Annotated in this window: 9 protein-coding genes and 1 pseudogene; 3 read left to right on the plus strand and 7 right to left on the minus strand. The window is 70.9% G+C overall.

The window, feature by feature from the left end; translation table 11 throughout:
• The first annotated feature begins 62 nt into the window (after window positions 1–62).
• Window positions 63–880, plus strand: a protein-coding gene (locus GTW40_RS05095) for an IS5 family transposase (protein ID WP_343245599.1) whose coding sequence is annotated in 2 segments (ribosomal slippage) — window positions 63–399 and window positions 399–880 — 819 coding nt in all. Because the reading frame shifts where the segments join, the coding sequence is not laid out codon by codon here.
• Between the two features lie 141 nt (window positions 881–1,021).
• On the plus strand, window positions 1,022–2,026 hold the full coding sequence (locus GTW40_RS05100) for an alpha/beta hydrolase (RefSeq protein WP_161178941.1): 1,005 nt from the start codon (window positions 1,022–1,024) through the stop codon (window positions 2,024–2,026).
• 59 nt (window positions 2,027–2,085) lie between these two features.
• Here the strand turns inward: GTW40_RS05100 and GTW40_RS05105 are convergent.
• Window positions 2,086–2,220 (minus strand): annotated as a pseudogene (locus GTW40_RS05105) (IS5/IS1182 family transposase); the annotation flags it as partial.
• 63 nt (window positions 2,221–2,283) lie between these two features.
• On the opposite strand from GTW40_RS05105, the gene GTW40_RS05110 reads away from it, so the two are divergent.
• The gene (locus GTW40_RS05110; RefSeq protein ID WP_161178942.1) at window positions 2,284–2,664 is read left to right on the plus strand and encodes an inositol monophosphatase family protein; all 381 of its coding nucleotides are present in this window, start codon (window positions 2,284–2,286) and stop codon (window positions 2,662–2,664) included.
• Window positions 2,665–2,681: 17 nt separating this feature from the next.
• Here the strand turns inward: GTW40_RS05110 and GTW40_RS05115 are convergent, their stop codons facing one another.
• The 6 genes from GTW40_RS05115 to GTW40_RS05140 all read right to left on the minus strand — a co-directional run bounded on the left by GTW40_RS05115 (window position 2,682) and on the right by GTW40_RS05140 (window position 11,701).
• On the minus strand, window positions 2,682–4,232 hold the full coding sequence (locus GTW40_RS05115) for a GMC family oxidoreductase N-terminal domain-containing protein (RefSeq protein WP_161178943.1): 1,551 nt from the start codon (window positions 4,230–4,232) through the stop codon (window positions 2,682–2,684).
• Between the two features lie 27 nt (window positions 4,233–4,259).
• The gene (locus GTW40_RS05120) at window positions 4,260–5,825 is read right to left on the minus strand and encodes an amino acid permease (protein ID WP_161178944.1); all 1,566 of its coding nucleotides are present in this window, start codon (window positions 5,823–5,825) and stop codon (window positions 4,260–4,262) included.
• 66 nt (window positions 5,826–5,891) lie between these two features.
• Window positions 5,892–7,043: an aromatic ring-hydroxylating dioxygenase subunit alpha gene (locus GTW40_RS05125; RefSeq protein WP_161178945.1), complete on the minus strand. Its 1,152-nt coding sequence runs from the start codon at window positions 7,041–7,043 to the stop codon at window positions 5,892–5,894.
• Window positions 7,040–8,254, minus strand: a complete 1,215-nt coding sequence (solA, locus tag GTW40_RS05130; RefSeq protein ID WP_161178946.1) for an N-methyl-L-tryptophan oxidase — start codon at window positions 8,252–8,254, stop codon at window positions 7,040–7,042. The genes GTW40_RS05125 and solA overlap by 4 nt, the downstream gene beginning before the upstream one ends.
• 53 nt (window positions 8,255–8,307) lie before the next feature.
• Complete coding sequence (locus GTW40_RS05135; protein ID WP_161178947.1) at window positions 8,308–10,755, minus strand: FAD-dependent oxidoreductase; 2,448 nt, start codon at window positions 10,753–10,755, stop codon at window positions 8,308–8,310.
• A gap of 202 nt (window positions 10,756–10,957) precedes the next feature.
• Window positions 10,958–11,701, minus strand: a complete 744-nt coding sequence (locus GTW40_RS05140) for an IclR family transcriptional regulator (RefSeq protein ID WP_161178948.1) — start codon at window positions 11,699–11,701, stop codon at window positions 10,958–10,960.
• Window positions 11,702–11,722: the final 21 nt, after the last annotated feature.

Genomic DNA, 11,722 nt, shown 5'->3' on the forward strand with positions numbered 1-11,722 from the left:
AGAGGTCCTAACAGAAGCCGTTGATCATGTGACTTTCGGATTGGCTGGTCGTTGGTCCGATCGTGGGGAAACGTCAGTCGCGGCCCTGGATCGTCTCGGACGAACTGTGGTCGCTCATCGAGCCGTTGCTGCCCGTGCCGGGTCCGAAGCTGGTCGAGGGCAGACCGCGAGTCCCGGACCGGCAGGCGCTGTGCGGGATCCTGTTCGTCCTGCACACGGGCATCCAGTGGGAGTACCTGCCGCAGGAACTGGGCTTCGGCTCGGGCATGACCTGCTGGCGGCGCCTCGCCGCGTGGAACGAGGCCGGCGTGTGGGACGAACTGCACCTGGTGCTCCTGAAGAAGCTGCGGGCGGCGAACAAGCTGGACTGGTCCCGGGCGGTGATCGACTCCTCCCACGTCCGGGCCGCTCGACGGGGCCCAAAAGCGGTCCCAGCCCGGTCGATCGCGCACGGCCGGGCAGCAAGCACCACGTTCTCACCGACGGCCAGGGCATCCCGCTCGCGGTGTCGCTGACCGGTGGAAACCGCAACGACGTCACCCAGCTGATGCCCCTGCTCGACAAGATCCCGGCGGTTGCCGGCGTCGTCGGCCGCCCCAGACATCGACCCGACACGCTGCTTGCCGACCGCGGCTACGACCACGACAAATACCGGCGCCTACTGTGGCAGCGCGGCATCCGCCCGGTCATCGCTGAGCGAGGCGTGCAACACGGCTCTGGCCTGGGCATTTTCCGCTGGGTCGTCGAGCGCACCATCGCCTGGCTGCACGGCTTTCGCCGCCTGCGGATCCGCTGGGAGCGACGCGACGACATCCACGAGGCCTTCCTCGGTCTCGCCACCTGCCTGATCACTCACCGACACATCCAACGCCTTTGTTAGGACCTCTTACTCGGTGAGACTGGTCGGGATCGAGCGGGCCCACGCCTGACCCACGCCGCTGATCCGTCCGGCCCTGCTGCGCGATCGGCAAAGCGTGAAAACTGGATGATGCGGAAAGAGCAGGGGCGCTAGCGTGCGCGCATGGATCTTGAACCTGGAAAGACCGTGCCCGTCGTTCCCGTTCCTCTCGATGCCGAACTTCAGGTCGCTTATGACGCCTACCTGGCGGAGGAACCGGACTTGGCGCCGATGAGCCTCGAAAAGCTGTCGGTGATCCGCGCGGCGGAGGTCGACGCCGCGGTGGCGGCGCTCGAGGACCTCAGCCAGGGCGGGCGCTTCACCGTCTTCCAGCTTTCGGTGCCCGGCCTGGACGGCGCCCCCGAGATCCCGCTGCTGGTGTGCACACCCTCCGATGCGCCCGCATCGCGGCCGGCGCTCTACTCCATACACGGTGGCGGCTTCTACGGTGGCGATCACCGCACCGGGCTCGACCAGATACTCGAGACGGCCGAGCTGTTCGGGGCCACGCTGATCTCGGTCGGCTACCGGCTCGCGCCCGAGCATCCCCACCCCGCCCAGATCAACGACGCTCACGCCGGTCTGCTGTGGGTCGCCGACCACGCGGACGAGCTCGGCATCGACCCGGAGCGCATCGTCGTCACGGGCTTCAGCGCCGGTGGCACCCTCGGCGCCGCGCTCGCTCTGACCGTGCGCGACAAGGGCGGTCCCCGCCTGCTCGGCCAGCTGCTGATCGCCCCGCTGCTCGACGACCGCAACGACAGCGCCTCGGCCCTGCAGATGGACGACGTCGAGCTCTTCGACCGCAGCCGCAACAGGTTCGCCTGGAGCTCGTTGCTCGGCGACCTCCACGGCGGAGCCGACGTGCCGCAGTACGCTGCGCCCGCCCGCGCCACCGACCTGGCCGGCCTGCCGCCCACATTCCTCGACGTCGGCTCCGCCGAATGCCTGCGCGATGAGGTCCTCGCCTACGCCGACCGGATCTGGCAGGCCGGCGGCGAAGCCGAGCTGCACGTGTGGCCCGGCGGAATCCACGGTTTCGACCGGAAAGCCCCCGAGGCGCGGATCAGCAAGGCCGCTGTCGCGGCACGCCGCAACTGGCTGGAGCACCTTCTCGCCACCAACTGACGGTCTCCTCCGGCGGTAGTCGGTCGCGGGACGGGCAGAGCCCGGTACCGAGATAGACGATTGGTGGAGTACCGATAGTTCTGGGACTGCTCGGCCACCGTGTGGTCGCGGGTGGGCACCATGGTGCCGTCCACGAAGAGCACGGTGTCCTTGCGGAACCGCTTGCGAGGCTGAAGCGCCAGCAGCGGACCGACGCTGGAGGAGGACGGCCGCATCACCCTGGGCATGGTCTCCGCCCCTGCCCTGGGCCGTCGGTGGTGGGCCAGGCCAGACTCGGGCTCCTGGACAGGGCCAGGCCCCTCCACCCCGGACGCACCGGCACACCGGTTGGCTCTCACCGAAGGCGGAAGTGCCCAGAACGCAGCCATCGGCATCCGGCCACCTCCGTCCAGACTGAACCAGCGGGGTCCGGCACCTGCCATGGCGCTCTTCTCGTCGCGACCGGTCAGGTGGACGCCTTCCTCCTCCTGGGAGCCGGTCCGTGGGACATCGCCCCTCTGATTCCCATCGTCCAAGAAGCGGGCGGCACCTTCAGCGACCTCGCCGGTCAGCACCGGACCGACACCGGAGCCGCGCTTTTCGCGCGCCCCGGACTCCATCAACAACGCCTGGACATCGCCGTCGTCGACAAGCCTTAGCAGCCGCTGAAGCCAGTTCAGCCGTCCTCTCTCAAGAGATCCGCGCACTTCTCACCGATCACCATCGTCGTGATGCACGGGTTCACCGAGATCAGGTCCGGCATCACCGAACCGTCCGCCACCCGCAACCCCTCGATGCCCTTGACCCGCAGCCGTGGGTCGAGGGGAGCCGCGGGGTCATGAACCCCGCCCATCCGCACCGTGCAGGACGGGTGGTACACCGTGTTGTGCGTGCGGCGGATGTACTCCAGCAGCTCGTCATCCGTCCGCACATCCGGGCCGGGCGCCAGCTCCGCCCCCGCCCACCCCGCCAGCGCGGGCTGCTCCGCGATCCGTCGGGCCAGCCGCAGCCCGTACGTCATCACCCGCACATCGTGCTCGTCGGTGAAGTAGCGCGGGTCGACCACCGGCTTGTCGCGGAAGTCGGGGGTGCGCAGCCGTACCGTCCCGCGTGAGCGTGCCCGCGTGACATTGGGCGTCAGGCAGAACGCGTTCTCCGAGGTCGGGTAGCCCCAGCGGACCGTGTTCATGTCGAAGGGGACCGAGCCGTAGTGGAACATCAGGTCGGGGCGGTCCAGGCCGGGTTCGGTGTCGTAGAAGATGCCCGCCTCCCACCACTGGGTGGAGGTGGTGGGCATGGGGTGGCGGGCCTCCCACATGATGACGCCCTCGGGGTGGTCCTGGAGGTTGGCGCCGACGCCGGGGGCGTCCACGGCCACCTCGATGCCGACTTCGCGGAGATGGGCGGCCGGGCCGATGCCGGAGAGCATCAGCAGCTTGGGGGAGTCGATGGAGCCGCAGGAGACGATCACCTCGCGGCGGGCGCGCACGGTGCGGGTGTGGACGAGGTCGGGGGCAAGGCACTCCGCGCCCACGCACCGGCGCCCCTCCAGGAGCAGCCGCTTGGCCCGTACCCCTGTGCGCACCTCCAGGTTCGGCCGCTTGCCGAGCACCGGGTGGAGGTAGGCCACGGAGGAGGACTGGCGGATGTTGTCCTCGTCGGCGTTGATCTGGAACCAGTTGGCCCCGCGCACCACCGTGCGGCCCGAGTTGAACGGCACCGTCGGTATCCCCGCCTGCGCGCACGCCTTCAGCAGGGCCGTGCCGCACGGGTCGGCGCCCTTGACCGTACGCAGCCGGACCGGGCCCCCGCGGCCATGGTGGTCGCCGGGCGCGTCGTTGTCCTCCACGCGCCGGTAGAGGGGGAAGAGGTCGGCCGCGCCCCAGCCCGTACAGCCCCGGGCCGCCCAGTCGTCCAGGTCCTCGGCCGGGGCCCAGAAGGCGATGCAGGAGTTGTGCGAGGAGCAGCCGCCGAGGACCCTGGCCCGGGCGTGCCGCAGGAAGTCGTTGCCGTTCTCCTGCGGCTCGACCGGGTAGTCCCAGTCGTAGCCGGACTCCAGCAGTCCCATCCAGCGCTCCAGCCGGAGCACGTCGTCCACGCCCTCGTCGCTCGGGCCCGCCTCCAGCACGCACACGGTGACGGCCGGGTCCTCCGACAGTCGCGCGGCGACGACGTTGCCCGCCGTGCCGCCGCCGACCACCACGTAGTCGAACGTGTCGCCGCTCATCGCAACAGCCCTTCCCTGGAGTGGATTTCAGTCGGCAACGGGTGTGCCCGGAGTCGTGTCCGGAGCGGTCTCCTCCAGCCGGTGTCCGGCGAGCACTCCGGTGCGGTGGCGCTGGACGAACCAGTAGTAGGCGAACCCGCCCCCGGCGATCACGGCGACGAACAGCACCGCGCCCCAGCGCAGATACCAGTGGTACGGCGCGGTCGCGTTGTAGACGGCGGCGCGCGGCCAGAGCAGGTTGAGCGTCATGCCCGCGCCCCACACCACCGCGACCACGTTGACGAACAGCCCCCAGCGGCCCAGCGAGAACTTGCCGTCACCGGCGGGCTGCCACCTGCCACGAAGCCGCGCGACCAGCATCGGCGCGGTGACGCCCAGATAGGCGAGGTAGATCATGACGATGCCGATGCTGGTGACGACCGTGAAGATCTGCGGCTGACGGATGTTGACCACCAGGATCGCCAGCGCCAGGACGCCGATGAGCACGGCGGGCAGCACCGGGGTCCGGAAGCGCGGGCTCACCCGGGCCAGCAGCGCGGAGCCGGGCAGGTTGTTGTCGCGGGCCATCGCGAAGGCCAGCCGGATCGCCGCCGTGTGCACCGCGAGCGCGCACACCGTCACCGCGATCAGCACGCACCACAGCATCGCCTTGCCCGCCGTCGGCCCGAGCACGTCGAGCACCACGTACTGGAGGCCGTCCGTGGACAGCTTGTCGCCCTTCAGGCTTGACACGCTCATCAGCGCGAGCAGCAGCACCAGACCGCCGAGGACGAAGGAGGCGACCACCGCGCGGACGATGGCGCGCGGCGCGTTGCGCGAGGGGTCCAGCGACTCCTCGCCCAGCGAGGCCGCCGTGTCGAATCCGTACATGACGTACGCCGACGCCAGCGAGGCCACCAGGAAGGCGCCGAGATATCCGGCGCCGTGGCCGGAGCCGGTGCCGTTCGTCTGCAGGACGACGCCCGGTCCGCGCGTGATGTGGACGGCGAACGCGATGACCAGCACCACGCTCGCGATCAACTCGATGAACACGCCCGCCGCGTTGATCGTGGCCATCAGCCGCACCCCGAAGGCGTTGACCAGCGTGGTGAACAGGATCAACACGGCAGCCAGGATTACCGCGTTGGTCGCCACGTCATAGGTGCCCGTGCCGTCGCCCACGAACTGGAAGGTGGACGAGATCTGAGGGAGCGTCAGTTGATAGGCGAGCGCGACCGCCGCGATGGACACGATGGAGGCGATCAGCATCATCCATCCGGCCAGCCAGCCGAGGTGCCGATTGCCTATCTTCTTCGACCAGTTGTAGACCGACCCCGCCACCGGATGCCGGGCGGCCAGCTCCGCGAAGCACAGGGCGACCGCGAACTGGCCCAGGAACACCATCGGCCACGACCACCAGTAGGCCGGACCACCGCTGCCGTAGCCGAAGTAGAAGAGCTGGAAGGTGCCGGTCAGGATGGAGATGTAGCTGATCCCGGCGGCGAAGGTGTGGAAGTTGCCCAGTGTGCGCTTGAGTTCGGGCCGGTAGCCGAACTCGGCCAGCTCGGTGTCGTCGTGGTGGTGCGAACCGGACGACGGCTCGGTGGTGGTCATTGAGGCGGACTCCTGGTGGGCCTGGAGAGGAGGAAGTGGCGGAGGAGATACCCGTGAATTCGCTTTTCAATCAACGGAGTTGGCGTCCAGCGCTGCCAGCAGCCACGCGTGGAAGCCGCCGATGTGGTGCTCGCTCGGCACCAGCACCCCGCCCGCCCGGTAGGCGCGCGAGGACATCGCCGGCTGGGTGCGCTCGCACGCCGCGAAGTCCTGCTCGTTGACCCGGTGGAACAGCTCCACCGACTTCGACACGTCCGCCCCGGACGCCACCACCTCCGGCGCGTACAGCCAGTCGCACTCCACCACCGTGCGGTCCTCGGCCAGCGGGAACATGCGGTGCAGGATGACGTGGTCGGGCACGAGGTTCACGAACACCGTCGGCTTGACCGTGATCGCGTAGTAGCGGCGGTCCTGGTCCGCGCTCACCTCGGGGAGCCTGCCGAAGCCCGCGCTGCCGTCCACGGTGAAGCCCTCGACCCCGGTGGCGAACTCCGCGCCGTGGCCCACGTAGTACTGGGCCGCGTAGCCCTCCGCGAACTCCGGCAGTACCTCGGTGAGTTCGGGGTGGATCGTGGCGCAGTGGTAGCACTCCATGAAGTTCTCGACGATGAGCTTCCAGTTGGCCTTCACGTCATAGGTGACGCGCCTGCCGAGGGCCAGCCGCTCGGTGCCGTAGTGCTCGATGGCGGCCCGGTCGCCGAGCCGTTCGACCGCCGCGTGGACCACGGTGTCCTCGAAGGAGGGCGGCTCGTCGGCCAGACACACCCAGGCGTAGCCGAGCCATTCGCGCAGGGCCACCTTGACCAGGCCGTACCGGTCCCGGTCCACGTCCGGCATCTTCACCAGGTTGGGCGCGGCTATCAGCCGGCCTTCGAGGTCGTACGTCCAGGCGTGGTACGGGCATTGGAGGTTCCGGCGCACCTGCCCGGACTCCTCCGCGCACAGCCGGGCGCCCCGGTGGCGGCACACGTTCAGGAAGGCCCGCAGCTCGCCGGTGCGGCTCCGGGTGACGACGACGCTCTCGCGGCCCACCTGGACCGTGCGGTAGGCGCCGGGGCGGTCCAGGTCGGCGGCGCGCACCACGCACATCCACATCGACTCGAACAGGGCCGCCTGCTCGCGCCGGAAGACCTCCGGGTCGGTGTAGTAGCCGCCGGGGAGGGTGGCGATCAGGCTCGGCGGGAGGGAACCGGCCGGGGAGATCGGGGTCGTCGTCACGGGCGGTCTCCTCGGTCGGGGGCGGCGGGCGTGGCGGTGCGGTTGGGCGCGGCGGTTCGGCCGGGTACGGCCGTGAAGCGGGCGGGGTCGAACAGGCCGATCGGGTGCGCGGTCTCGCCGGTCAGCGCCAGGTCGGCCAGGATCTCGCCGACGACCGGCACGAACTTGAAGCCGTGCCCGGAGAACCCGCAGGCCACGGTCACCGACCCGGGGTGCGCGGGATGGCGGGCGATCACGAAGTGCTCGTCGGGCGTGTTGGAGTACATGCAGGTCGCGGCCTTGAGGAAGGTGCCCGGAAGGTCCGGGATGCAGCGCGACATGTGGTCCGCCATCGCCTGCACCTCGTGCTCGTGCACGGTCCGGTCGATGGTCTCCGGGGTGGTGACCTGGCCCTTCCTGAAGAAGGCCACCTTGGCGCCGAGTTGGGGCCCGTCGATGGCCGGGAAGCCGTACACCTGGACGCCCCGCGCGTCCTCCCAGATGTAGACGGGGTGCCGCTCGGGCACGAACGGCTCCGTGCCCCCCCTCGGCTGGAACCAGTACATGATCTGCCGCTCCACGGTGACCGGCACCCCGAGGTCCGCCAGCAGCTGGGGTGCCCAGGCGCCGGGGCAGATGACCAACTGCCCGGCCGTGTACGACGCGCGCGCCGTGTGCACCCGTACGCCGTCCCCGTACGGCTCCCAGCTCAGCACCGGCTCCTCGAAACGCAGGTCGGCGCCGTGTCCGGCGGCCAGTTCGAGGTGGGCGGAGACCATGGTCTCGGGGCGGACCAGGCCCGCCTTCGCCTCGTACAGCGCCACCTCGTCGTCGTACGGGTTCAGGGTCGGGAAGCGGCGGCGGATCTCCTTGGCGTCCAGCAGCTCGTGGGGCAGATCCCACTCGGTGGCCGAGCGCAGGGAACCGGCGACGGTGCGCGAGTCGGGCGGCCCGACCATCACACCACCGCACAGGGTCGCGATCTCCCGGCCGGTGGCCCGCTCCACGTCCTCGTACAGCTCGTAGGCGCGCAGCAGCAGCGGTACGTACGCCGGGTCCTCGAAGTACGACTGGCGGGTGATCCGCGAACCGCCGTGGCTGGAGCCCCGGTTGTGCGCCGGGCCGAACTTCTCCAGGCCGAGCACGCGGGCGCCGCGCGCGGACAGATGGTGGGCGGCGGCACTGCCCATGCCGCCGAGGCCGATGACGATCACGTCGTGAGCGGGGGACACGGTGCGGACCTCCTGAGGGGGACGTTTCAGCGGCGGGCCGGTCGTGGGTGCGGTCAGCGGCGGAGGCGGCTCATCCCGGGATCGAACAGCGGCTCCTCGGCGACCGTCGCCGGAAGCTTCTCGCCGAAGTACTCGATGTGCACGCCGGTGCCCGGGGCGAGCCCGGCCGGCAGCCAGGCGTAGGCGACGCACCGGCCCAGCGTGTAGCCGTAGCCCGCGCTGGTCACGTAACCGGCCGGGACGCCGTCCAGGTGCACCGGCTCCTTGCCGAGGACCACCGCGGCCGGGTCGTCGAGCAGCAGCGGGGTCAGCGTGCGGGTGGGTTCCGGCCGGGCGCGCAGGGCGTCCTGCCCGGTGAAGTGCTCCTTGTCCATGCGGACGGCGAAGCCGAGGCCCGCCTCGTACGGGGTGTCTTCGCAGGTCATGTCGGTACCCCAGGCGCGATAGCCCTTCTCCAGCCGCAGCGAGTTGAAGGCGGAGCGGCCCGCGGCGATCACACCGAGGTCGCGGCCCGCCTCCCACAGCCTGTCCCAGAGCCGGAGCCCCAGGTCGGCGGTCGTGTACAGCTCCCAGCCGAGTTCCCCCACATAGCTCAGCCGCAGCGCCGTGACCGGCACGTGTCCGAGGTGCGTCCGCTTGGCGCGGAAGTAGCCGAACCCCTCGTGGGAGAAGTCGTCGCCGGTCAGCGGCTGGACCAGGTCACGGGCGAGCGGGCCCCAGACGCCGACGCAGCAGGTGCCGGAGGTGATGTCCCGGATGTGGACGTCGTCCGGGGCGTGGCGGAGGAGATGGTCGAGGTCGGCGGGGGAGTTGGCGCCCACCTGGAAGTGCTCGGGGCCCAGGCGGGCGACGGTCAGGTCGGAGCGGATGCCGCCGGACTCGTCCAGGAGCAGGGTGTACGTGACCGCGCCGGGCTTCTTGCGGAGGTTGTTGCTGGTCAGGCGGTCGAGGAAGTCGAGCGCGCCGGGGCCGGTGACCTCCAGGCGGCGCAGCGGGGTCATGTCGTAGAGGGCGACGCGCTCACGGGTGGCGCGGGCCTCGGCGGCGGCGATGGGGGACCAGTGGCGGGCGGCCCAGTCGTCGCGCGCCGGAAGCTCCCCGAGTCCCGCCACCAGCGGCGCGTTCGCCTCGTACCAGTGCGGGCGCTCCCAGCCGCCGCCCTCCAGGAAGTACGCGCCCAGCTCTTGCTGGCGTGGGTAGAAGGGGCTCACACGCAGCGGCCGTGGCCGCTCCATCGGCTGGAGCGGGTGGATGACGTCGTACACCTCGACGAACTGCTGTGAACCGCGTTCACGGACGTACGCCGGTGAACGCTGCGCTTCCTCGAATCGCGTGACATCGCAGTCGTGCACGTCGATCGACGGCCGCCCGTCAACCATCCACTCGGCCACCGCCCGCGCCACACCGGCCGAGTGCGTCACCCACACCGCCTCGGCCAGCCAGAACCCGCGCAGCTCCCGGGACTCCCCGAGCAGCGGCATCCCGTCCGGGGTGAAGGAGAACACCCCGTTGAACCCGCTCTCGATCTCCGTCCCGCGCAGCGCGGGCAGCAGTCGCCGGCACTCCGCCCAGCTCGGCGCCCAGTCCTCCTCGGTGAACGGGTACGAGGACGGCATCTCCCGGCCCGCCGCCCGCGCCTCGTGGTACGGCGGCACCGCGAACGGGTCCACGGGCAGCGGCCGGTGCGCGTACGAGCCGATGCCGATCCGGTCGCCGTGCTCGCGGAAGTACAGGTCGGCGTCCTGAAAGCGCAGGATCGGCCGCGTCGCCTCGGCGGAGGCCCCGCTCAGCTCGGGCAGCGGGCGGGTCCGCGCGTACTGGTGCGCCAGCGGCTGCAGCGGCACGTCGACCCCGGCCATCCGGCCCACGACCGGACCCCAGAACCCGGCCGCCGAGACGACGTGGTCGGCCGCGAAGAAGCCCCGGTCGGTGTGGACTCCGGTGACCCGGCCGTCCTCCCGCGCGACACCGGTCACCGTGTGCCGGTCCAGGAAACGGGCACCCCGCGCGACCGCCCGGTCCAGCTGCGCGCGACACGCGAGTACCGCGCGGGCCAGCCCGTCGCCGGGGGTGTGGAAGCCGCCGAGCACCACCGACTCGTCGAGCAGCGGCCAGAGTTCCTTGCAGCGGGCCGCGCCCACCACCTCGCCGGACACGCCCCAGGAGGCGGCGAAACCGGCCCGGCGATGCAGGTCGGCCAGGCGTTCCGGGGTGGTGGCCAGTTCCAGACCGCCGACCGGCTCGAAGCAGGGCACACCGGCCACGTCGAGCGAGGAGAACTTCTCGACGGTGTACGCGGCGAACCGCGTCAGCGTCCGCGACGGACCGGTGCGGAAGACCAGCCCGGGTGCGTGGGAGGTCGAACCACCGGGCGCGGGCAACGGCCCCTGTTCCAGCACGGTGACGTCCGTCCAGCCCCGCGCCGTCAGCTCGTCCGCGAGGGAACAGCCGACGATCCCGGCCCCGACGACGATCACCCGGGGCGTCACCTCGTGTGGCACGACAGGCTCCTCTCCTGTTGCGCAGTGCACGATGGGTTGCGTGATGGGGAACATAGTGAGAACGCCGTCACGGGGCCGTCAAGGGGCGCGCGTTAAGCCTTGGCAAAAGGAATCCGATGGCCGAAACCCGCCGGACACACCACCGCGCGGGGCCGGAAATCCCTGCCCCGCGCGGGTGTTCGCCAATCCGGACGACGCTACGTCAGAAGCCGTATCCCATCCGGCGGGACAGCTCGGCGCCCGCCGCCACCGTCCGCTTCGCCACCTCCGGCAGCCGGTCCGCGTTCAGCCGGTACACCGGCCCCGACACGCTGATCGCCGCGATCACCTTGCCGTCGTGGGAGCGGACCGGCGCGGCCACGGCGGCCAGGCCCAGCTCCAGTTCCTCGACCGTCATGGCGTAGCCCTGCTCCACGACCGCCTCCAGCTCCGCCCGCAACATCGTCGCGCCGGTGACCGTGCGCTCGGTGTAGCGGTGCAGCGGGCGGGCGAGCAGGCCCTCGCGCAGGGTCGGCGGCAGGTGGGCGAGCAGCACCTTGCCGCTGGAGGTGGCGTGCAGGGGGGTGCGTCTGCCGAGCCAGTTCTGCGCGGTCACCGCGGCGGTGCCGCGGGCCTGCATGATGTTGACGGCCGCGTCGTCGTCCAGGACCGCGATGTTGACGGTCTCGCCCAGCTCGTCCGCCGCCTCGCGGCAGACCGGGACGCCCTCCTGCGAGATGTCCAGCCGGACGGCCGCCGCCCCGGCCAGGCGCAGCACCCCGGCGCCGAGGTAGTACTTGCCCCGGTCCTTGGCCTGGGCCACCAGACCCCGGTTCTCCAGGACGCCGAGCAGCCGGAACGCCGTGGACTTGTGCACGTCCAGCTCGTCGGCGATCTCGGTGACCCCGGCCTCGCCGTGCCGGGCCAGGATCTCCAGCACGCTCACCGCGCGGTCCACCGACTGCACCGCTCCGGCGCCGCCCCGGCC

The organism is Streptomyces sp. SID4985, from assembly GCF_009863025.1.
Lineage (GTDB): Bacteria > Actinomycetota > Actinomycetes > Streptomycetales > Streptomycetaceae > Streptomyces.

Excerpts from the sequence above, each read along its gene's own strand:
- GTW40_RS05100 (WP_161178941.1), top strand. The coding sequence starts at position 1,022 with ATGGATCTTGAACCTGGAAAGACCGTGCCCGTCGTTCCCGTTCCTCTC.
- GTW40_RS05115 (WP_161178943.1), bottom strand. The coding sequence starts at position 4,232 with ATGAGCGGCGACACGTTCGACTACGTGGTGGTCGGCGGCGGCACGGCG.
- GTW40_RS05120 (WP_161178944.1), bottom strand. The coding sequence starts at position 5,825 with ATGACCACCACCGAGCCGTCGTCCGGTTCGCACCACCACGACGACACC.